Source organism: Paenibacillus sp. FSL R7-0273 (assembly GCF_000758625.1).
GTDB lineage: Bacteria > Bacillota > Bacilli > Paenibacillales > Paenibacillaceae > Paenibacillus_AQ.
On sequence record NZ_CP009283.1, the window covers coordinates 6,419,349 to 6,442,474 of the forward strand.

At 53.2% G+C, this 23,126-nt stretch carries 17 protein-coding genes and 1 riboswitch; of the genes, 4 read left to right on the top strand and 13 right to left on the bottom strand.

The window, feature by feature from the left end; translation table 11 throughout:
- Positions 1 to 10: 10 nt before the first annotated feature.
- Positions 11 to 225: riboswitch (Lysine riboswitch) on the top strand.
- 158 nt (positions 226 to 383) lie between these two features.
- Entirely contained in the window at positions 384 to 1,844 is a 1,461-nt protein-coding gene (locus tag R70723_RS27530; protein WP_039877250.1) for an amino acid permease, read from the top strand.
- Positions 1,845 to 1,994: 150 nt separating this feature from the next.
- Here the strand turns inward: R70723_RS27530 and R70723_RS27535 are convergent, their stop codons facing one another.
- Positions 1,995 to 3,134, bottom strand: a complete 1,140-nt coding sequence (locus tag R70723_RS27535; RefSeq protein ID WP_039877251.1) for a transglutaminase domain-containing protein — start codon at positions 3,132 to 3,134, stop codon at positions 1,995 to 1,997.
- Positions 3,135 to 3,451: 317 nt separating this feature from the next.
- Here R70723_RS27535 and R70723_RS27540 point away from each other — a divergent pair, with 317 nt between their 5' ends.
- Positions 3,452 to 3,931: an SRPBCC family protein gene (locus R70723_RS27540; protein ID WP_039877252.1), complete on the top strand. Its 480-nt coding sequence runs from the start codon at positions 3,452 to 3,454 to the stop codon at positions 3,929 to 3,931.
- Positions 3,932 to 4,080: 149 nt separating this feature from the next.
- Here R70723_RS27540 and R70723_RS27545 read toward each other — a convergent pair whose 3' ends face one another.
- The 8 genes from R70723_RS27545 to xylA form a co-directional block, all read right to left on the bottom strand.
- The gene (locus R70723_RS27545; protein WP_039877253.1) at positions 4,081 to 6,486 is read right to left on the bottom strand and encodes a glycoside hydrolase family 95 protein; all 2,406 of its coding nucleotides are present in this window, start codon (positions 6,484 to 6,486) and stop codon (positions 4,081 to 4,083) included.
- A gap of 104 nt (positions 6,487 to 6,590) precedes the next feature.
- On the bottom strand, positions 6,591 to 8,333 hold the full coding sequence (locus R70723_RS27550) for an ABC transporter substrate-binding protein (RefSeq protein ID WP_039877254.1): 1,743 nt from the start codon (positions 8,331 to 8,333) through the stop codon (positions 6,591 to 6,593).
- 184 nt (positions 8,334 to 8,517) lie between these two features.
- A complete protein-coding gene (locus tag R70723_RS27555; RefSeq protein ID WP_039877255.1) occupies positions 8,518 to 9,417 on the bottom strand; it encodes a carbohydrate ABC transporter permease in 900 nt (299 codons plus the stop codon).
- A gap of 14 nt (positions 9,418 to 9,431) precedes the next feature.
- Positions 9,432 to 10,421 carry an ABC transporter permease gene (locus R70723_RS27560; protein WP_076418583.1) on the bottom strand — a complete coding sequence of 330 codons (990 nt, stop codon included), beginning with the start codon at positions 10,419 to 10,421 and terminating at the stop codon, positions 9,432 to 9,434.
- A gap of 114 nt (positions 10,422 to 10,535) precedes the next feature.
- Positions 10,536 to 12,341, bottom strand: a complete 1,806-nt coding sequence (locus R70723_RS27565) for a sensor histidine kinase (protein WP_372238281.1) — start codon at positions 12,339 to 12,341, stop codon at positions 10,536 to 10,538.
- 112 nt (positions 12,342 to 12,453) lie between these two features.
- Entirely contained in the window at positions 12,454 to 14,004 is a 1,551-nt protein-coding gene (locus R70723_RS27570; protein ID WP_039877258.1) for a response regulator transcription factor, read from the bottom strand.
- Between the two features lie 155 nt (positions 14,005 to 14,159).
- Entirely contained in the window at positions 14,160 to 15,656 is a 1,497-nt protein-coding gene (gene xylB / locus R70723_RS27575) for a xylulokinase (protein WP_039877259.1), read from the bottom strand.
- Positions 15,657 to 15,863: 207 nt separating this feature from the next.
- Positions 15,864 to 17,183 (bottom strand): xylose isomerase, encoded by a 1,320-nt coding sequence (gene xylA / locus R70723_RS27580; protein ID WP_039877260.1) that lies wholly within the window; start codon positions 17,181 to 17,183, stop codon positions 15,864 to 15,866.
- Between the two features lie 289 nt (positions 17,184 to 17,472).
- On the opposite strand from xylA, the gene R70723_RS27585 reads away from it, so the two are divergent.
- Both R70723_RS27585 and R70723_RS27590 read left to right on the top strand, forming a co-directional pair.
- Entirely contained in the window at positions 17,473 to 18,630 is a 1,158-nt protein-coding gene (locus R70723_RS27585; protein ID WP_039877261.1) for an ROK family transcriptional regulator, read from the top strand.
- A 131-nt stretch (positions 18,631 to 18,761) separates the two neighbouring features.
- Positions 18,762 to 18,968: a hypothetical protein gene (locus R70723_RS27590; protein ID WP_039877263.1), complete on the top strand. Its 207-nt coding sequence runs from the start codon at positions 18,762 to 18,764 to the stop codon at positions 18,966 to 18,968.
- 112 nt (positions 18,969 to 19,080) lie between these two features.
- Here R70723_RS27590 and R70723_RS27595 read toward each other — a convergent pair whose 3' ends face one another.
- The 4 genes from R70723_RS27595 to R70723_RS27610 form a co-directional block, all read right to left on the bottom strand.
- The gene (locus R70723_RS27595; RefSeq protein ID WP_039877264.1) at positions 19,081 to 19,527 is read right to left on the bottom strand and encodes a GNAT family N-acetyltransferase; all 447 of its coding nucleotides are present in this window, start codon (positions 19,525 to 19,527) and stop codon (positions 19,081 to 19,083) included.
- Between the two features lie 100 nt (positions 19,528 to 19,627).
- Complete coding sequence (locus R70723_RS27600) at positions 19,628 to 19,861, bottom strand: glutaredoxin family protein (protein ID WP_039877266.1); 234 nt, start codon at positions 19,859 to 19,861, stop codon at positions 19,628 to 19,630.
- Positions 19,862 to 19,947: 86 nt separating this feature from the next.
- Complete coding sequence (gene trxB, locus R70723_RS27605) at positions 19,948 to 20,889, bottom strand: thioredoxin-disulfide reductase (RefSeq protein ID WP_039877268.1); 942 nt, start codon at positions 20,887 to 20,889, stop codon at positions 19,948 to 19,950.
- A 200-nt stretch (positions 20,890 to 21,089) separates the two neighbouring features.
- Positions 21,090 to 23,054 (bottom strand): heavy metal translocating P-type ATPase, encoded by a 1,965-nt coding sequence (locus R70723_RS27610; protein ID WP_039877269.1) that lies wholly within the window; start codon positions 23,052 to 23,054, stop codon positions 21,090 to 21,092.
- Between the last annotated feature and the right edge of the window lie 72 nt (positions 23,055 to 23,126).

Genomic DNA, 23,126 nt, shown 5'->3' on the forward strand with positions numbered 1-23,126 from the left:
ATCATACCTAAGATGAGGTAGAGGTCGCGAATATTATCAGTAAGCGTGCAGAGGCGTTAAGAGCCGCCTGTGAAGCCGCCGAAAGGAATATCCGCCGAAGTCTGCGCCGCCGCTCCTAAATGCCGCGCAGACTGGGGCCGTTGCCGAACAGGCACGGAACTGTCACTGTGCACCTCAGGCCGCTACGGCCTGCAGGATTCTGCACGGTGTTGCGCTATCTTAACAGGGAGTATGATGCGGAGCCGTATTTTCAGGAAACCGCAGATCCGTCTGCGGTTTTTTTGCGCCTACAGGATTTGCCGCCCTCTTGCACGGGGGCGGCTTCGTATACCACTCCCCTTCATGAACAGAAACACGAACCTTCAGAAGGAGTGTCCATTTGTATGCAAGCAACACAAGACAACCAGCAGCCGGCACTGCGCAAAACCTTCAAAGCCAGGCACCTGACGATGATCGCCCTGGGCGGATCGATTGGAACAGGGCTATTCCTGGCCAGCGGCGGCGCCATTGCCTCCTCCGGTCCGGGCGGGGCTCTTCTCGCCTATGCCGCAGTCGGACTCATGGTGTACTTCCTGATGACCAGCCTCGGCGAGCTGGCCACCTACCTGCCTGATTCCGGTTCCTTCAGCACCTACGGCACCCGGTTTGTCAGCCCGGCCTTCGGCTTCGCCATCGGCTGGAATTTCTGGTACAACTGGGCGGTAACCATAGCAGCCGAGCTGGCCGCCGCAACGGTCATTATTAAGTACTGGTTCCCTGAGAGCTCCTCCGCTCTTTGGAGCCTGCTGTTCCTGCTGCTGATGTTCGGCCTGAACTTCCTCTCCTCGCGCGGGTACGGGGAATCCGAATACTGGTTCGCGATTATCAAAATCATCACCGTTATTGTCTTCCTGGTTGTCGGCGTGCTGATGATCTTCGGCATTATGGGCGGCGAGAAGATCGGCTTCAGCAACTTCCAGCTTGGCGGAAGCTCGTTCCACGGCGGCTTCTTTGCCTTCGTGGGCGTCTTTATGGCCGCCGGCTTCTCCTTCCAGGGAACCGAGCTGGTCGGCGTTGCTGCCGGTGAGAGCGAGAATCCGCGCCGGAACGTGCCGATTGCCATCCGCCAGGTATTCTGGCGGATTATGATCTTTTATATCTTCGCGATTTTCGTTATCGGCATGGTGATCCCCTATACGAATCCAGACCTGCTGCGCGGGGGCATTGATGACATCGGCGTCAGCCCGTTCACCATTATCTTCAACAAAGCCGGACTGGCGATCGCCGCTTCTGTGATGAATGCCGTTATCCTGAGCTCCGTGCTATCGGCCGGTAACTCCGGCATGTATGCCTCCACCCGCGTCCTGTACGCGATGGCCAAGGACGGCATGGCGCCGCGCGCGCTGGGCAAGCTGAACAGCCGCGGCGTGCCTGTCGGTGCTCTGCTGGTAACGACAGCGGTCGGCATGCTGGCCTTCCTCGCCTCCTTCTTCGGCGACGGGGCCGTCTATAACTGGCTGCTTAACGCCTCCGGGATGTGCGGCTTCATTAACTGGCTGGGCATTGCCGTCTGCCATTACCGGTTCCGCCGCGCTTTTGTGAAGCAGGGCCACTCACTGGATGAGCTGCCGTACCGGGCCAGATGGTTCCCGTTCGGGCCGCTCTTTGCCTTCGCACTCTGTATGATCGCAGTGCTCGGCCAGAACATGGGCGCCTTCACCGGCAGTAGCATCGACTGGTACGGCGTGCTGGTCTCCTACGTCAGCGTGCCGCTATTCCTGCTGATCTGGGCCGGTTACAGCTGGTTCAGACCAAGCCGTCTCATTCCGCTCAAGGATTGTGATCTCAGCACTCCAGCAGATTAAGCCATCATTCAGCTGGTGAACGATTTACTGCATTAAAAATGCTCCGCCGCCAGATAATGGCGCGGAGCATTTTTTTGTTGTATATCCCTTTAGCTTGATTTCAGTAGCCCAACCTCTTCGTTTCTTACATCGAGGGTGCGTAGCCCCTGCTTATTTCCAGGTCACATAGACCTTCAGATCACCGGTATTCTCAAAGGCGGAGCTGGTGTAGGCAAGCTGACTCAGCCCCAGCGCATACAGCGTCTGCAGATCACTCTTAAGCAGCTTCTCGCTCCCCCGGTAGCGGAACAGCAGTGACTGCTTGCCGGAAGCCATAGCCGCGCCCGCAAGCTCCTTCAGCTCTGCAGCGGAGCTGACGACCTCTTTTTCCTCATACAGCCTGTAATCCAGCTGCTCCTGCAGCTGCTCATACACGGACACTGCCGTCCCGCCGCGGCTGACCAGCTCGGACAGTGTCTGGGCATAGGTAACTGATGCGGCAGGGTAGGATTTGGTCCAGCTGTGGTCACGGCGCATCTGCGAGTCCGTTCTCATGTAGTATGCTGTGCTGACCTCGCCCCCGATGGCCGGCACCGGATCATCCCAAGTAGTATCCAGGTGGTACCAGAGCCCGTTCAGCTGAACCAGATTCCAGGCATGCGATTGTCTTGCCCCGCCCGCCGGCTTGGCAGTGCCTTCGACGATTTTATTCGGAATCCCTGCGCCGAGAAGGAGCTTATAGGTAAGCAGAGAATAGCCCTGGCATACGGCGCTGCCGGTTGTCAGCCCTTCGTAGGCAGTATATTTGGTGTACGAATTATCGTATTTCAGGTTCAGCACCACCCAGTCATGAATAGCCTTGATTTTCTGGTGGTTGTTCATGCCCGGCGTAATGATTTTCTGCAAAATCGCCTTTACCTGTTTATTCACATATGCGGTTTGCTGCTGCGTCTCGCGGTATTTCACCTGCACTGTCACATTGGCAGACTGGCCGTTCTGGGTATATGAAAAGGCGTAGCTGTCAACGATGTAATACAGATAAATATCACTGGCCATGGCTTGGTCAATTGCACTCTGCACCTGTGCCTTCAGCTTGTTGGTCTTCCCTGCATATTTAAAGGTGATCGTCTCCCGGCGGTTACTCATTGCCCCTGTCAGCTTCTGCGTCATTTCGCTTACCGATTGAAGCGAGGCGGATGCAGCAGCCGCGTGTACCTGTCCCCAGCCGTAATAAGCCGCCGGCGGTAAAGCTGCAGACAGCAGCATCCCCCCGAGTAGCGCCTTCATCAGCGACATATGTTTCTTTCGCATGTTTCCCCCTTGCCTCCTGCAACCTTCAAATGGCTGTGGCTTACTGCAGAGTATAGTTTGTACTCCACTCTATAGTAGATGCCGGAAATTTATTTTATACGACCATAATCTCATGGATCCCAATTTCTTTAATCTGCTAGGCTGCACTTCGCAGCATTATTCCCATATTATCTCAAATTAAATATATATACTATTATTATCGGCCTGGAATGTCAGTGAAATAAGGCTTTAGGATAGAATAGTACCCTGCTGTATGATGAATCTGGCCACTGCTATAATAAACATGAACGGAAACGGACACAGGGAGGGTTAACGCTGTGACAAATACACCCGGCAAAAAGAGAACCGACGCTGCCTCGCGAGTCATCAAGGCCTCACCGCATCATATTTACAAGGCACTCATAGACCCGGAAGCCCAGGTTGTGTGGCTGCCGCCCAAGGGGATGAAGTGCCATATCTTTGAGTTCGATGTCAGGGAAGGCGGCGCTTACCGGATGTCCTTAACCTATCTTCAGCCGGATTCTGCGACACAAGGCAAAAGCTCGGAGGATACCGATATTGTCCAGGGCAGGTTCCTGGAATGTATTCCGGACGAGCGTCTGGTACAGCTGGCCGAGTTCCAATCTGACGATCCGGCCTATGCCGGAGAAATGATCATGACCTGGAGCTTAGCCGCCGCGCCGGAAGGCACTTTAGTCACCATCGTTTGCGAGAACGTGCCGGAAGGAATACGCAAGGAAGACCACGACGAGGGGTTGCGGTCCAGTCTGGAGAATCTTGCTGAATATGTTGAGTAACTACTGGTGCAGATTATTTCATTGGCTAGGTCCCGCGCCTCTGACAGCCGCCGGCTTTGTTATTCCCGGCAAAAAAACTGCTCCCGTGCAGCTTCATGCTGCACAGAGAGCAGTTTGATATCGCAACTATTTATTGCAGGTCCTTCCTCTTAACCTTTATCCGTAGTTACAAGGTAAACTTCACCGGCTTTAACCTGAAGAGGCTCAGCAGCATCGGCCAAGCTGCCGTCCGGCCGTGTGATCTTCAGCCCGCGATCGTATACAAGACGGCATTCCCCGTCTCTGGATGCGGTAATGCGTGCCGATACCAGCACGCGGTCCCGCCATTCCAGCTCAAGCTCGAAGCCGCCGCGTGCCCTGATTCCCTTAACCCTGCCGCTCTTCCATGCCTCCGGCAGGGCCGGGAGCAGGCGGAGCTCGCCCAGATGGCTCTGCAGCAGCATTTCGGCAATCCCTGCAGCCGCACCGAAGTTCCCGTCAATCTGGAACGGAGGATGGGCGTCGAACAGATTGGGATAAGCCGAGCGCGACAGCAGTGTGCGCACAAAGCCGTGAGCCGCCTCCCCGTCCCGCAGCCTTGCGTACAGGTTGATCAGCCAGGCACAGCTCCAGCCGGTATGCCCGCCTCCTGATGCTATTCGCTTCTCAAGCGTCCGCCGGGAGGCTTCAACCAGCTCCGGGGTATCCTGCTCATTGATCAGCTCCCCCGGGTACAGCCCGTACAGATGAGAGACATGGCGGTGCCCCGGCTCTGCTTCAGTGAAATCTTCGAACCACTCCTGTAAGCGGCCGTCCGCAGTGATAACAAGCGGAGCCAGCTGCGGCAGCGTCTGCTCCAGCTGCTGCCGGAAGTCCTCATCCGTGTCCAGAATCCGCGCAGCCTCCACGCAGTGTCCAAACAGCTCCCGGATCAGGCTCATGTCCATTGCCGACCCCATAGAGACGCTGCAGGGCTCTCCTTCAGCGGTAACAAAGCGGTTCTCCGGCGAGGTCGACGGATTGGTGACGAGCAGGCCGTCCGGCCCTTCGACCAGCCAGTCCAGCGCGAACAGCGCTGCCCCCTTCATTAGCGGATAGGCCGTCTCCTGCAGAAAGGCAGGCTCGGGGTTATACGCGTAATGCTCCCACAGATGGCGGCTCAGCCACACGCCGCCCATCGGCCAGAACGCCCAGCTGGCATCGCCGCCGGACGGCACCGAGCTTCGCCACAAATCCACGTTGTGGTGGGCGGTCCAGCCGCGTGCCCCGTAATGGACCGCGGCCGTTCTGGCTCCGGTCTTGCTCAGCTCGCCGATCAGATCAATCAGCGGCCCGTGAAGCTCACTCAGATTGCCGGCCTCAGCCAGCCAGTAATTCATCTGCGTATTGATGTTCGTCGTATAGTTGCTGTTCCACGGCGGTGTAACATGCTCATTCCAGATCCCCTGCAGATTGGCGGCCTGCGAGCCGGGACGCGAGCTGCCGATCAGCAGATAACGTCCGTACTGGAAGAGCAGCGCTTCCAGCGCCGGATCCTCCCCGCCGCTCTTGTAGGCGGCCAGCCGCTCATCCGTCGGCAGCTCAGCAGCCTCGCTCCAGCCGAGGTCCAGCTCCATCCGGCGGAACAGCGCCTGATGGTCTGCTGTGTGCCGCTGCTTGAGCACCTCATACGGTACTTCGGCAGCCGCCGCCAGCCTCCGTCCGCAGCTCTCAGCCGGGCTAAGCTGCTCTATGCCCGTTCTGCCGCTCTTCACCTCTGCCGCCTCAGCCTTCAAATGCGCAGCCCTGCTCTTCACCTGCTCATAATCCGTTGCCGCAGCAAGCACCAGCTGCACCTGATCCGCGCCGGTGATAATCAGCCGCCCGTCTGCCGCTTCGATGCTGCCCCCCGTGGCAATAACCTGCAAATGCAGCTCGAAGGCGATTCCCAGCCCGTCCTCGTATTGGATCGCATACGGATGATCCTGGTGATAGTTATCAGCAATATGGGCCGGACAGCGCCCTTCCAGCACAAGCCCGGTCTCTCCCGCCTGCTTCACCGTATGCCGCAGAGGACTCGAAAGCGCCAGCACAAGGTTCAGTCCTCCGCTTGCCTCGCTCAAAGCCCGGACCACCATCACTCCATCCGGCGCACTGATCCATGCTTCACGGGTGAACAGGCCTGCTTCCGTCCGGAAGGATACAGAAGCGGTCCCGCTGTCCAGATCGAGCTCCCGGCTGTAATCCGTGCAGCCCTCTGCACCCGGCTGGCTCAGCAGCAGATCACCAAGCGGCATATAAGCCTGGCAGTTTACGCCAAGCATCCGGCTGTTAATCAGCTTCTCAGCCTCGGTATAGCTTCCCTCCGTGACCAGCTCACGCGCCTTTTTCAGATAGCGTAGTGCCTCATAGTTGTTCGTATCCCGGGGGAATCCTGACCATAAGGTGTCTTCATTTAACTGGAACCGCTCCTCGGCTGTGCCGCCGAATACCATCGCGCCCATATGCCCGTTGCCGAGCGGCAGCGCCTCTTCCCAGACAGCCGCCGGCTGCTTGTACTGTAATTTCCATATTTGCCTCTGGCTCACGTTCCTCATCCTCCCGCACATTTCGTATAGACGCAGTATACAGCAAAAGACCCGGACTAACACCGGGTCCCTGCTGCTTGCATTAAGTTAGCTATCTGACAGTATCCTTTAGATTAAAATTCTTTACCAGTCCACAGGGATACTCTCTTCTTCACGAGCTCAGTGAATTCTTTTTCCATATCCTGAGCGCCGGCTTTGTCCAGCTCGGCCAGGAATGCATCGTATACCTTGTCGAAGTCACCCGGTTTGGACAGGATTGCTTCCGGAATACGCTTGCGGATGATATCTGTAGTCTTCTTGAAGATTACCTGATATTGACCGTCAGTTGGAACAGGCAGGTTGTACAGGGCGCCGGTTTCCTTGATTGGGAACTCATCTTCTTTAGGGAACAGGTCCTTCCAGGTTGTAGCGCCATAAGCCGCGAGTGATTCTTTCTCAGCATCGGAGTAAGCAGCTACAATTTCATCAGGGAAGGTTGCAGTATAGTAGTTGTCGGTCGGATCTTTTACTCCGTCTCCGTAACGTGCACCGAAGATCAGATACTGGCCGACACCCGTTTCTTTAGCGAAGTTTGCGGAATCATTGGCTTTTCTGTTGGAAATTTCAGCCGGAACTTCACGTTTGCCGTCTGCATTTACAGTGTAATGCTTGCCTTCTACACCCCAGCTTCTCAGGATCTGGCCTTCATCGGAGGACATCCAGTCCAGCCATTTGATGATGCGCTCAGGGTCCTTAGCAGCAGTTGTGATTGCCAGGCCGTAGCCGTCGATACCAGTCTGCATGAAGGAGTGGTCTTTATACTCTTCGCTCATGGTTACAGGGAAGTGGGCATAGGTATACTCATCTTTACCTGCTGCCTTGAGGGCATTTTCGCCGTCAGCATATTCCCATTCCTGGGAGATCAGACCGAGTACACGTCCGCTTGCCACTTTGGCTTTGTATTGGTCATCTTTCTGGACGAAAGTATCTTTATCCAGCAAGCCTTGGTTATACATGCCGTTCAGCCAGCGGAAATATTCTTTTTCTTCAGGGCGCTTGTAGTGAAGCTTCGCTTCGTAGGTTTCCGGATCAACATAGTATTCACCATCATCCGGTGCACCCGTTGTAATGAAGGCTGGATTCGTAACAGTAATCATGATCTTCCAGTCATCGGCATTCAGCGTAAGCGGAATTGTAGGCTGGCCGTCCGTTTCCGGATGCAGAGCTACGTAATCCTTCAGTACCTTTTCATAATCGGCCAACGTTTTTACTTCAGGATAGCCAAGCTCTTTCAGTACACGGTGCTGGATTTCGAAGCCGCCGGTTGCGTCAAAGGAGGACTGGCCGACACCCATGTTAGTAGGGATCTGATAGATACTCTGATCATCCAGGCTGTATTTCAGACGGTTCATGTTTTCGCCGTACACTTTTTTGAGGTTCGGAGCATGCTTGTCAATCAGATCAGTCAAATCGATAATCAGTCCGGCATCCACCAGGAGGCTCAGGTTACCTTTTGCAAAGATCAGATCGGGTACCTCGCCGCTGGCAGCCATCATAGGAATCTTCTGGTCACCGCCGCCGCTGCCGACATCAAATTCAGCATCAATAGTTACACCGGTCTTTTCAGTAATGACTTTACCTACATCATCCTGCATATTGTTCCAGTTCGGACTTGCATCCCCACCGAAGAATGAAATTGTAAAAGGGCTAGTATCCATTGCATCATCTGCCGGCTGGTTCGTTGCTGTGTTGTTACCGGTATTCTCTGGCGTATTGTTTGCAGTATTGTTGGCAGCGTTGTTGCCGCCACAGCCTGCGATCAGCATAGAGCTCATAAGCATGAGTGTAAAAGCAGTTTTAATGCCTTTGCTTTTCATTTAATATCCCCCTCAAATATTTTGTATGTTCCTGTATGCATATCAGGCTTAACCTGAGTATACCGTTGTTAGCGCTTGCAAAATCAATATAATAATAAATCCTGCAAGCGGTAAAGCTTGGGGAGTGTAATCCGGCAGATGTATCCGCTCAGCATTCACACTCCCCGGCTATCATAACCGGAATTTAGGCTTTAACAGCTCCAAGTGTCATACCGCCGACAAAATACTTTTGCAGGAACGGATAAACAACGAGGATCGGTACAGTTACGACAATTGTGATTGCCATCTTGATCGACTCAGGTGAGATTTGCGCCATCTGCCGGGCCATATCATTGGCATTTACCATGCCGCTGCCCTGGTTAGTTGTTGCAAGCACCTTCATCAGCTCATACTGCAGTGTTGTAAGCTCGGGCTTGTTACCGTTGTACAGATAGGTCGTGAACCATTCATTCCATTGTCCTACAGCGAGGAACAGGGCAATGGTGGCAAGTACCGGCTTACAGAGCGGCAGGATGATCTTGTAAAAAATCATAAAGTCATTCGCACCGTCCAGCTTTGCTGATTCCTGCAGGGCAAATGGCAGACCGTCCATAAAGGAGCGGATAATGAAGACATTGAAGGCGGAGACCATTCCCGGCAGGACATAAATCCAGAACGTTCCGATCAGGTTCAAGTCCTTCATCAGAATATACATCGGCACCATACCGCCGGTGAAATACATCGTCAGGGCCAGGAATGTGGAGATAAATTTTCTGGCTCTGAATTCCGGACGGCTGAGCGTAAAGGCCAGCATGGAAGCACTGATCAAACCGAACAATGTACCTAACAGGGTACGTAAAAGCGAAATCTTGAAGCCTTGAATCAGGCCGGTATAGCTGAAGATCCGTTCGTAGTTTTCAAGCGTGAAGGCTCTCGGCCAGATGTAAATGCCGCCGCGGACGGTATCTGTAGATTCGTTGAAAGAAATCGCCAGCACGTTGAGGAAGGGATATAACGTTACGATCATTACAAGGGTAAGAAAAACATACAGGAATATATCGAATGCACGTTCAGACTTTGTCATTTGAAAAGCCTTGCTAGCCATTTATGAACCCCTCCTTACATAATGCTTTCTTTAGTGAATTTCTTCATAAGACCGTTAGCTGTAAACAGCAGGATTACACTGACTACGGAGGTGAACATGCTTATCGCAGTACCATAGGAGAACCGCATAATTTGAATACCGTATTTAAGCGCATACAAATCCAGCACTTCCGAATAATCGGTAACCAGGTTGTTCTGCAGCTGGAATTGCTTTTCAAAGCCGATACCGACCAGGTGGCCGATGTTCATAATCAGCAGGACCATAACGGTTGAACGGATACCGGGTAACGTAATATTGAACATCTGCTTGACTCTTCCTGCACCGTCCACTTTTGCCGCTTCATACAGCTCTTTGTCGATACCTGTAATCGCTGCCAGATAGATGATCGCATTCCAGCCGGTTTCTTTCCAGATGTCGGCTCCCGTTACAATTCCCCAGAAATACTTCCCTTGGGCCATGAACTGAATCGGCTCATCGATAACATTCAGCCAGAGCAGCAAGTCATTCACGATCCCTCCGTCGATGGAGAGGGTCTTGTAGACAATCCCGCCGACAACAACCCAGGATACAAAGTGAGGCAGGTAGGATACGGTCTGAACCGTTCTCTTGAATACACTCCCGCGCAGCTCATTAAGCAGAACCGCAAACAGGATAGGAACCACGAAGCCGACGATCAATCCGAGAATACTCATTGCCAGTGTATTTCTTAGTACGAGGTAGAAGCGTTCATCCTGGAACAGCTCTTTGAAGTTGTCCAATCCGACCCATTTCTGCTCGCCAAAGGATTTGGCAGGCTTATAATTCTGAAAAGCCATTATCCATCCCCATAAGGGCAGGTAGCTGAAGATAAAAGCCCAGATTACGAATGGAATAGACATTAGGTACAAGTACTTTTGCTGCAGTACACTACTCCAAAATCCACTATTTTTCCGCTTCGTAGGTGGGTGGGGGGTTACGCTTTCATTTGCTGTAACACCGTTTTCAGTGAGCGCTTTCACGATCATTATTCCCCCTTCGTTTTTATATTCATATCATACCGTACCAAAATGTAAGCGAATACCCGACATATTTTATCTAAAATCATATACTAATTAGACATTGAAACAGCAGACCGGGAACTAATGCTTGTAATCGCTATCATTGGGGATAGTAAAGGAAATTTCCGTACCCTTCCCTTCTTCGCTGGCAATCCTCAGTCCATGCTGCTCCCCGTAATACAGCACCAGCCTCTGATGCACATTGCGCATCCCGATCCGGCCTCCCTGCTCTTCCTCCGCTTTGGCAATAACCTCCTGCAGCTCCGCAAGGCGTTTCTCCGACATCCCCACGCCATCATCGGTAACCCGGACCCGTATTTCCTGCTCCCGCATCGTCACGCTCACATGAACATGCACAGTCCCCTCTTTATTCTCCAGCCCATGCACCACGGAATTTTCGACCAGCGGCTGGATAATCAGCGGCGGAATCAGTACCTCTGCAGCCTTCGCCTCAAAGTTAATCTCATACATCAGCCTGTCCTCGTAGCGAAATTTCTGAATTTCCAGGTAGGAGCGGATCATTTCGATTTCTTCCTTAAGCGGGGCCCGTTCCCGGCCGACCTCCAGATTCTTGCGCATCAGCTTGCCGAGCAGCCGGACAATGTTGGCAATTTCCTTCTCACCTCGGAGATGGGCGTTCATCCGGATCGACTCCAGTGCATTAAACAGAAAATGAGGATGAATCTGGCTGGCCATCATCTTCAGCTTGATCTCACGCTGGGCAATCTCCAGCCTGCTGTTCTTCTCATTAGATTCAATTACCTGGCTAATCAGCTGATTGATGCTGGATACCATATAATTGAACTGGCGGGAGAGCTGGCCAATTTCATCCGTACCGTCGATGTGGGAGACAGTATTCAGATTGCCCAGCGCTACCTGGTTCAGCTGGCGGCTTAGCCGCAGCAGACGGTTCGTCGTAAGCAGAGAGATGATATACACCATCACCAGCGCAACCAGCAGCACGCCGCTGACAATCAGCAGACCGAGCACGCTGACCTTATTGGCTTCGCTTAGAATGCTCTTGGTTTCAAACACAGAAATAATCTTCAGCTTGCTGATGCTAAGCTCGGGTTTCATTTCATCCAGAATGACATAGGAGTCCTTATCCTTAACCTGAGTTTGGATTACCTTTTCCGTCTGGCTCTCCAGATTGACACCAATATCGAAGGAGGCAAGTGTCGTGCCGACCAGCTGCGGGTTTTTGGCTGCTACAATATAGCCCTGCTCATCGGTAATAATGGTCTCGAACGGCTCCTGGGAGAGCATATTGTTCAGCTCATCCTGATTAACCTGGACCATAATGACTCCAGTACTGTTGTATTCAGGATAGGACACCTGGCGGATCAGGCTCAGCTTGTTAATACTGCCCTTGGTCTTGCTCAAAAAATCCTCCTTGTCGTCAATGTAGAGCCAGTAAATACCTTTGGTCTCCTTTACCTTCTTGAACCAGGGTCTTTCCTCTGTCTCCCGGGTCAGCGGGGTAATAGCAAGGTTGTTAACAAGCGTCGGATTGTCGATAAAAAAGCGGATATTGGCAATTTCCCGGTACTGGAACATATACGCCTGAAAATCGGTATATTCCATATAAGCCTTTGTCAGCTCAAGGATATTCGGGTACTTCGTATTCACAAACACTTTAAGCGTTTCATCAAAAAACAGCAGGTTGGAGATATCCGTAGGCACCCGGAGCTTGCTGGACATCTGGCTTTTAATTTTTTCCACATTATTGGTTGCCTGGTCAATGGCCCGCTCCAGCGCTGCGTTCCGGAAATAGCTGATCAGAATAATCCCGACAATCAGCACCGGAATCATAACGACCACCACATAAAACATCATCAGCTTATACTTCAGCTTCATATTATTAATCAGGCTAACAAGCTGCTTCATCTTCATCCTCCCCCGGATATGTCAAACAGGCCGCCCCGCTCATCCGCTGCGGATGGGGAACAGCCCGTCTATCATAAACCTGTGCTTCACGTTCGGCAAGCCCTGCGGCAGCTTAATGCTCCTTGCGGAAGGCGCTCGGTGACACACCGACATATTTACGGAATTTCGCGTTAAAGTAATCAGCATTCATATAACCGACCCGTTCTGCAACCTCATAGACCTTCATGCCCTGGGAAAGAAACTGCTTCGCCTTCTCGATTCTCACTTTATCCAGATAGGTGTTGAAGTGCTCACCGATCTGATTCTTGAACATTTTACCCAGATAAGCGCTGTTATAATTAAAAATCTGCGCCAGCATCCCAAGCTTCAGGTTCTCGTTATAGCGGCGCTGGATGAGATCTGTGATCCGCTTGATTTCATCCCCGCGTCCCCCGCTGTTCAGCTGAACCGCCAGCTGCTCCAGATAATCTGCAACCATACGGTGAATGTCACTCAGGAAAAAGCTGTTGTACACGTCGCTCGCCGGGGACGGATTATCGCTGACCAGAGCACGCACCTCCGGGTTGGCTGCCTCGAGCCGGGCAATGATGCTGCTGATGCTCCGGATCAGATTATTTTTGATATAAGCCTCATCATGTCTGCCTTCCACCAGCTTGCCGATCATCTGCTTCACCAGCGGTGACAGGATTTCAGTGCTGCCCGTCTCAACTGCCAGCAGCAGCTCCATCTCTTCATCACGCTCAGCTTCGCCGTGCTCTCCCTGCTCCTCCTCGGGCTCCTCCGCAGCCTCAGCCCAATGCTTCATGAAGCCGCCGGACAAGATTTCCCTGTCTCCGAAAAAAGCCTGCTCCAGCAGCAGCTTCGCTGTGCTGTACGAAGCAGCAAGCTGGTCCGGATCTGCAGCCGTTCCTCCGGCTGCGGCGTAAAAGTCCAGCCCCTCCCTGGAGATGACCCGGTTAAGCTCCTGCCAAAGTGCAATGCGTGCTGCGTCATCATTGAGCGGCTCCTTCAGCAGCAGGCCGGCATAGGGAGGCAGACTGAAAAACTCGGCCTCCTCCGGCTGCCAATGCCGCTCCAATTCACTGCGGACACGTTCTTCCTTTCCTTCTTCCCCCTTGGCAGGATTCAGCAGCTTGAGCAGCACAACCTCGCTGCTGCCCTGCAGCTTAAGCTTGGCTGCCGCCTCGGAAGCATCGAGATCCCCGGGACCGGGCTGGAGCAGTCCGCGCAGCCACACCTCCCGGCTGTTTTCCTCCACCACATTCTGCAGAACGCTCAGCATCTCCTCCTGCCCGATCGTCACGCGCATGTCCCGCAGATAGGAGATCAGCTCATCCTCATCGACCGGCTTCAGCAGGTATCCGTCAATGCGGTTTGAAATGGCCCGCTTGGCATATTCAAAATCGGCATAGCCGCTTAGAATCAGCACATGGCATCTGGCATTCTGCCTGCGAAGCTCCGTAATCAGCTCCAGGCCGTCCATTCCCGGCATCCGGATATCGGCGACAACCAGCTTGGGAGCAAACGTATGGTACTTCTCGAGCGCCTCGAATCCGTTCGCCGCAGTCGCTACAACCGTATAGCCCTCATCCTCCCATGGAATCAGGCTGCGCAGTCCCTCCCTCAGCTTGGGCTCATCATCTACAATCAGTACTTTTATCATCAGCTCTCAACCCCCTCTAACACAAATCCGGAAACAAGTAGAAACGGCTTTGCCGTCCTTCAGAGAAGGCGGCAACCGTTTCTGCGGGAAATATAAGGATTACCGGCAGCAGTATGATCAGCCTTTATCCGTTTAACACTGCAGCAATTCAGCTGTTATTTGCGGTATGCCGCCAGCTTGTCGTTCAACTCACGGGTCTGTCCGTATACTTCCTGGTAAAGAGCGAACAATCCGTCGTAGACTGCCGCCTCTTCCTCATTCGGTTTGAATACTTCTGCAGGCCGGATGAAGGCTTCGGCGCATTCACCCAGTGAATTGAACCAGCCGCTGCCGTAGGCAGCCAGCATAGCTGCGCCCATCGCCGGACCCTGCTCGCTTTCCAGCTTAATAATGGAAGCATTAAAGATATCAGCCTGCATCTGCAGCCAGGCCTCATTCTTGGCGCCGCCGCCGATCGCGATGATTTCTGTAATCTCTTTACCCGATTCACGCACGATTTCAATGGATTCACGCAGCGAGAACGTGATGCCTTCAAGCACCGAGCGTGTAAAGTGGGCCAGCGTATGGCCGGAGTCCATGCCGATGAAGCTGCCGCGGATATTGGCATCCGGATGCGGAGTACGCTCACCGCTGATGTAAGGCGTGAACAGCAGGCCGCCGCTGCCTGCCGGGATGGAAGGCACGCCGGACAGGAGCTCATCAAAGCTCTTCTCGGCAGCAAAGGTTTCCTTGAACCAGGTAAGGCTGTGACCTGCCGCAAGCGTTACACCCATGATATAGAAGGCATCCTTCTCACTGTGGTTAAAGAAATGGACCTTGCCTTCCAGGTTGAGATCTTTGTTGGTTTCATAGGACAGTACAACACCGGAGGTGCCGATACTGCACATCGTCCGGCCTTCACCAAGGATACCCGCACCTAATGCGCCGCAGGCATTGTCGGCACCGCCGGCGAACACCTTCGTCGAAGCCAGCAGCCCGGAGGCTTCGGCAATTTCAGGCAGCAGCGTGCCGGTCTGCTCGAAGGATTCCACCAGTCTCGGGCACAGGGACAGCGGCAGGGAGAACGCTTCGGCAATCTCCGGGCTCCACTGCTTTGCACCAACATCCAGCAGCAGCGTGCCGGCCGCATCGGAGTAGTCCATCGCATAATCGCCGGTCAGGCGAAGACGCACATAATCCTTAGGCAGCAGGAACTGATGAGCCTGCTCCAGCACCTCCGGCTCGTTCTCCTGAACCCAGAGAATCTTCGGCAGGGTGAAGCCTTCCAGCGCCTTGTTCCGGGCGATGTCGATCAGCTTCGTGCCAAGCGTCTTCTCGATCTTGCGGCACTGGGCTGTAGTACGTGTATCATTCCAGAGAATGGCCGGACGCAGAACCTTGCCTTCATTGTCCACGAGCACCAGCCCGTGCATCTGGCCGGAGAAGCTTAGTCCGTCTACCTGTGACGGATCAACCCCGGACGTTTCGATCAGCCTGCGCAGGCTGACCAGTGTTCCCTGCACCCAGTCCTCCGGATTCTGCTCGCTCCAGTTCGGCTGCGGTCTGCTCAGCGGATAAGCTTCCGAATGCTCAAACGCTACCTTTCCCTGCGGATCAACAAGCACCGTTTTTACTGCACTCGTTCCGAGATCGACACCGATTACATATTTCATGGTTGGCCCTCCTAAAAATGTGCTTCTTATTAATTACTCCGGCAAAACTAACTGCGTAAGCGTTCTCTTTCGTTATATGTAGCATATCTGATTCATGTAAACAAGAAAAGGGGCTGCCGAAGAATGCTTTCTTCAGCAACCCCCGTTGCATTAGTGATTAGCCGACCGGAAGTCTGCAGGCAGTCCCCCGGGTCCTGCCAGTACTGCTTACTCTACAGTAAGAATGTACTGGTTCAACGTAGCTCTGAGCAGCTCCTGACGTCCGGACTGGTTCGGACGCGGATTTTCGTTGTTCAGCGCGTAGTCAGCCAGGGAAGCCAGAGTAGCCTTACCGGATACGATGTCTGCGCCTACGCCTTCATTGAAGCTGCTGTAGCGTTTAGCGATAAAGTCATCGAATACACGGTCTTCGATCAGCTTGGCAGCAACCTTAAGGCCCTTGGCATAAACGTCCATACCGGAGATATGTGCCAGGAAGAGATCCTCAGGCTCGAAGGAAGGACGGCGTACCTTGGAGTCGAAGTTGATTCCGCCTTTGCCGAGTCCATCGTTCTTCAATACTTCATACAGGGTCAATGTAGAATCATAAATGCTTGCAGGGAATTCATCTGTATCCCAGCCCAGCAGCGGATCGCCCTGGTTCGCATCCAGCGATCCCAGCATACCGTTGATGCGTGCTACACGCAGCTCGTGCTCGAAGGTGTGTCCTGCCAGTGTGGCATGGTTGGCTTCAAGGTTGAGCTTGAAGTGCTTGTCGAGATTGTATTTCTGCAGGAACGCGATACAGGTTGCCGCATCAAAGTCATATTGGTGTTTAGTAGGCTCTTTTGGCTTAGGCTCGATCAGGAACTGGCCGTCGAAGCCGATTTCCTTAGCGTAATCCACTGCCATGCTGAACAGACGGGCAATGTTGTCCTGCTCCAGAGACATATCTGTGTTCAGCAGGGTTTCGTAGCCTTCACGGCCGCCCCAGAATACATAGTTGTCAGCGCCCAGACGTTTACCGACTTCCAGGCCTTTCTTCACCTGTGCAGCTGCATGTGCGAACACATCAGCATTGCAGGTGGAGCCTGCACCGTGCATGAAGCGCGGGTTGGTGAACATGTTGGCTGTGTTCCACAGCAGTTTTTTGCCGGAAGCCTTCATGCCTTGCTCAAGAATATCTACGATAGTATCGATGTTGCTGTAGAACTCACGCAGGGATGCGCCTTCAGGAGCGATATCCACGTCGTGGAAGCAATAGTATTGCAGGTCCATCTTCTCCATGAATTCAAAAGCTGCTTCTGCACGTGCCTTAGCCTTATCCAGCGTGGACAGCTTATCCCATGAACGGACTGCAGTTTCTGCGCCAAACGGATCGGAGCCGCCTGCTGTTAATGTATGCCAGTAAGCCATTGCAAATTTCAGATGCTCTTCCATCGTTTTGCCGGCTACGATTTCTTTAGGATTGTAGAATTTAAATGCATAAGGATTAGTGGAACGGCTGCCCTCGTACGAGATTTTGCCCACTGTTTCAAAATACGCCATTATTAAAATCCTCCTCTGTTATGCTACGCCCGCAAGCGTTTACAGCATCATCTTAACATATCTTTTTGACTTTGTATATTGGTTAAACAAAGTTTTTTTCGAATTTTTTGACTATTGGCATGAACATAAAATCCCCGCCTGCAGCAGCTGCTATGCATCCCCCGGCGAAACCTTTCTGCAGCTGTATATTGACGGTTTCCGGACTGCCGGCTGTTGCTTTTTAACGGACATCGCTCTAGACTAAAGGTCATATGTTAATGAGAACGTTGTCAAAAAGGAAGTGTGCTGTGTGAAGGTTACCGCCGACCAGGCGCTGGTCAAAAAGATTAATAAGTCGCTTATTCTACATACCATCCGCATGAATGCCCCGGTCTCACGGGCCAGAGTCTCTGAGATGACCGGTCTTAATAAAGCTACTGTATCCAATCTGGTTGCCGAGCTGTGCGGCCAGGAGCTCGTCACCGAGGCCGGACCCGGCGAGTCCAGCGGCGGACGCAAACCGCTGATTCTGCATTTCAATGCTACAGCCGGCAGCGTAATCGGCATCGAGCTGCGGGTGAAGCAGCTGACTGCAGTGCTGTGCGATCTGGACGGAGGCGTCCTGCAGGAGGTGGATTACCCGCTAACTGCCCATGATTTCCCCTATGTGCTGGAGCAGATGAAGAGCATTATCACCGGATTAATCGCCCAGGCTCCCCCCTCTCCCTATGGGATCGTAGGCATCGGCGTCGGTGTTCCGGGCATGGTGGATGACGGGGTTGTACTGTTCGCACCCAACCTTGGCTGGGAGATGGTCGGGCTGAGGGACCTTCTGGAGAGCAGCTTCGGCGTGCCGGTTACCATCGACAATGAGGCAAATGCCGGAGCGCAGGGCGAGCTGAATTTTGGCGCAGCACGTAATGTACGTCATCTGCTGTATATCAGTGCGGGATCAGGGATCGGGTCCGGAATTATCATCGGCGGTGAGCTGTATAAAGGTGCACGCGGCTATGCCGGGGAGACCGGGCATATGACGATTGAAGCAGAAGGCAAGCCCTGCAGCTGCGGCAGCCGCGGGTGCTGGGAGCTGTACGCCTCAGAGAAAACCTATGACAATCCGGGTCTCTCCCTGCCTGCACGCACAACAAGCGAGCTTGTCCGGCACGCTATCCAGGGACAGGAGGATGTCCTTAACCACTTCACTTCAATCGGGGAATATCTCGGAATCGGCGTAACCAATCTGATCAACAGCTTTAATCCGGAGCTGATCGTCATCGGCGGTGCCCTTTCGGAGGCTGAGCCGTGGCTGGGCGGGCCGCTGCGCCGTGTAGTTGCCGAGCGCACGCTTCCCTACCACAAGCAGCAGCTGGAGATTACTTTTTCGCGACTGGGAAGCCGCGGAACCGTGATTGGCGCCGGCTTTTCGGCTGTGATGCACTTTCTCGGCAATATCCGGGTAACCCTCTAAAGTAAATTGACGTAAAATCGCCGCAATTAGAGCCGCTGGAGTGCAGCAAAAATAACAGGAATGTTTTATAATTAAACTCATATAAGTGTGATATATGTCACACTGGTTTCCCCTGAACGGAGAGTGAGTTTATGACCTATGTTGATACATCTGACATTTCGCCGCAGATGTTCATCACTGTGCTGCTGCTTCTACTCATTATCGCTCCTTTGATCAGCCTCGGTGTACTGCGACTGTTTCAATCGAAGAAAAAATCAGGCATTATGCTGATCATCAGCGGTGCCGCTGTCTACGGTGTTTTCCAGGTTGTCATGTCAATCACCCACATGTTTGCTTAACGAATAGTACCGGATGATCTATCATGCGGGCCAAGGACAAAGGCCACACTGCCCAATAGGGCGGCGTGGCCTTTTTTTGTATAACTGTACTTTATGAAACTTTATGAATATATTACATTCTACTCTGGGCCAGCGCATTTACGGACAATACGCAGGCAAAGCGTTCGACTCCGGGGTATTTTTCACCTAGGCTGGTAACGGCAAACCCCGCGCTTCTGTAAAATCCGGCCGCCTCATGATCAGTCTCCGCAGTAATCGTCTCCATTCCGGCAGCCCTGCTGATCTCGGCAATCATCCCCCGGCCGATTCCCTTGCCCTGCCACTCCCGCTTTACCGAAATATGCCTGATCTCTGCCGTATGCCCGTTCTGCTGCTGCAGCCCGATTATTCCGCTCAGCTCACCATTTACAAAGCAGCCGAACAGCTCCCTGGATTCTTCGGTAAAATACCGATTCATCTCCTGTTCCGCAGCCCCGGTCCCGGCTCCGGCCGCCATGCACAGGGCAAGCAGCTCCTTCACCGCATCCTGGTTCCAGTAATCCCTTAAGCATATTAACAAAGCAAACCGCCCCCCCCTTGTGCAGCAAAAATTGCGAAAGTAAAGACCGCCTCCAAAAAGGAAGCGGCCAGTCATTATTTTATATATGGATAAGCCGTAATTATACCGTTGCCAGCGCTTTGGCAAATTGGGTTTTATTCATGCCGACAATTTTGAAATCGCCGATAACCGTTACAGGCACTGCTCTCATTCCCATATCCCAAACCTGCTGGGCAAAGTCATCGTTCTGTTCAATGTTGCGCTCCTCGTAGGCCACGCCCTTTTCGCTCAGGAAGCTCTTCACCTGGCGGCAGTGCGGGCAATTGGTCGAAGTGTACACAATTACATTCTCCATCGCATAATTCCCCCTAAAAGATTAAATATCAATCCCTATTGTAGCACCGGAGTGGCTTTTGACCAAGCTGAATGCCAGAAAAGCTATTAGAGCATTACAGCGCTGTGCTCCAGGCTCTCGATATATTTCTCGGCATCCATAGCTGCCATACATCCGCTGCCTGCTGCTGTAATGGCCTGTCTGTAGCGGGTATCCTGCACGTCGCCGCAAGCGAAAACGCCCGGAATATTAGTCTCGGAGGTGCCCGGATTGGTCACGATATAGCCGTTCGCATCGGTCGTGATCTGTCCGCCCAGGAAAGAGGTGTTCGGATGATGGCCAATCGCTACAAATACGCCGCTCGCTTCAATTATTTCTTCTTCACCGGTTACATTGTTAAGCACCTTAAGTCCGCTCACGCCTCGATCGCCGGCCACTACCTCCAGCGGGGTGCGGTTCAGCCCCCAGGTTACCTTAGCGTTGTCGCGCACACGCTCCTGCATAATCTTAGAGCCGCGCAGCTCTTCACGGCGGTGAACCAGGGTTACTTTGGAGGCAAAACGGGTCAGGAAGCCTGCTTCCTCAAGCGCGGAATCTCCGCCGCCGACAACAACAATCTCTTTACCGCGGAAAAAGAATCCGTCACAAGTAGCACATGTGCTGACACCACGGCCGATATTATCCTGCTCACCGGGAATACCCAGGTATTTAGCTGTTGCGCCGGTGGAAATAATCAGGGTATCTGTAACCAGCTCACCCATTCCTTCGACATGCAGCTTGAACGGGCGGTCACCCAGCTCAACGCTGTTCACCCAGCCTGTAATAAATTTCGCACCGAAGCGTTCAGCCTGCTGGCGCATATTATCCATAAGCTCCGGTCCCATAATGCCTTCAGGGAATCCCGGAAAATTCTCAATTTCAGTTGTAGTTGTAAGCTGTCCACCCGGCTGCGGTCCTTCGATTACCAGCGGATTCAGGTTGGCACGGGCCAGATAAATAGCAGCAGTCAGTCCGGCCGGTCCGGTACCAACGATAATGGATTTGTACATAATGATATCCTCCTTGAGATGGACGGCTGAGCGCCGGATCTGCAGTTGCTTAATTAAAATAATTATAATGTAGTATTTATTATGATGATCTCAAGGGAATATGTCAATATGCCAGACTCGTGCGAATGGTCCTTTTTTGTGAACAATTCAATTTTAAACAACTCATTTTCCGGAGCGAACCGGATAACGCTAATTGCACATTATCTTAACAGCCTCAGACCGTTCAAAATAACCAGAATCGTGCTCCCTTCATGACCCACCACGCCGAATGGAAGGGCAATCCCCTGCAAAAAGTTACTCAGCATCAGTGTCACAATTACCGTCACCGCAAATATCATATTTTGCTTCACAATCCGCTGTGTCCGGCGGGCCAGTTCAATTGTCGAAGCGATCTCTTCTATATTATCATTCATCAGTACAACATCAGCGATTTCCAGTGCCGCACCGCTGCCCTTCATTCCCATACCAATGCCCACTGTTGCCGTTGCGAGTGCAGGTGCATCATTGACGCCATCGCCGACCATCACTACCTGCCCGTATTGCTCACGCAGCTCTTTGATCCGGGTAACCTTATCCTCCGGCAAAAGATCGGCAAATACCAGATCCACACCCGTCTTGCCGGCCATCACACCTGCCGCGGCCTTCCGGTCGCCCGTCAGCATCGCCACCTTAACTCCGAGCTTCTGCAATCTCTGCACAGCTGCTGCTGCCTGAGGACGCACCGTATCCTGCAAAGCGATCATCCCGGCAATATGCTCTCCGTCAAGAATCAGCGAAACAGTCTTTCCTTCGCTCTCCAGCCGCTCCCGCACCGCTTTCCATTCTGCTTGGCTCCCGGCATCTGCCGCTGCCGGCTCATCCAGCCTATCCGATCTGCCGATCCGCCACAATCTGCCGTCAATACGGCCTTCTATGCCCCAGCCAGTTACCGATCTGTTCTCTTCCGTGCTGTACAGCTCCACCTGCTCCTCTTCAGCCAGACGCACAACCGCCTCAGCCAGCGGATGACGCGACAGCTGCTCAATGGAAGCACTGACTGCAAGCAGCTCTTTGCGGCTGTAGCCGTCTCCGGCAACCAGATCAGTAACCTGCGGTACTCCTTCGGTCAATGTCCCTGTTTTGTCAAAAGCGACCACCTGTACCTTAGCCATATTCTCCAGATGGACGCCGCCTTTGAACAGAATGCCTTTGCGTGCGCTTTTGGAGATGGCTGACAGCATGGCAGGCATAATGGATGAAACAAGCGCGCACGGGGATGCGACCACCAGAAACACCATCGCCTTATAAAAGGTATCGCTCCAGCTCCAACCCAGTACAAACGGCGGCAGAGCAATCAATGCTATCGTGGCAACAACCACAACGCGGGCATAAACCGACTCCAGACGCTTGATGAACCGCTGCGAATCCGGAACTTCCGTTTCAGCCTCCTCAACCATCCGGATAATCTTTGCAAAAAGCGTATCCTCAGCAGCAGTCGTAACCTCGATATATAGCGGGCCTTCCCCGTTGACCGTACCCGCGAACACTTCGCTGCCGGCCGCCTTCTCAACCGGCAGCGATTCGCCGGTAATTGAGGCCTGATTGACGGACGATTCTCCCCGGCACACCTTGCCGTCTGCCGGAATCAGCTCACCCGGACGCACCAGCAGCAGATCGCCTACCGCCAGCTGGTCGATCGGCACCTCGCTCATCGCCCCCTGCTCAATGCGGACCGCCGTTGCCGGCTTGAGCGCCATCAGCGCGGAGATGTCTTTTTTGCTGCGTTCCATTGTATAGCTTTCCAGCGCTCCGCTCATGGCAAAGATGAAGATCAGCATCGCCCCTTCATTCCAGTAGCCAATCGCTGCTGCGCCCAGGGCAGCGGCAATCATCAGCAGGTTAACATCAAGGTCGCGCTCTTTAACTAGTGTCTCCACGCCTTCCTTCGCCTTGATCCAGCCGCCTACTGTATAAGAGATCACATAGAGCACTACGGACAGCACCTCCGACCAGCCGCTCGCCGCCCAGGCAATAAGCATCAGCAGTCCGCTGCCGAGCGCAGCCTGCATCTCCTGATTGCTGAGCATAGCCACCGGATCAAAACGCCGCGGCTTAGGTGCCCGGGGCTGGTGCCCGGTCCCCTGGCGGGCTGTTGATTTGGGGAGTTGTTTGGATGTTGCTTGCATAGATAATCACCTTCCTGATTGTAATGGGATGCACACTTGAGAATGAGAGCCATTCTTACAGCCCTTAAAATG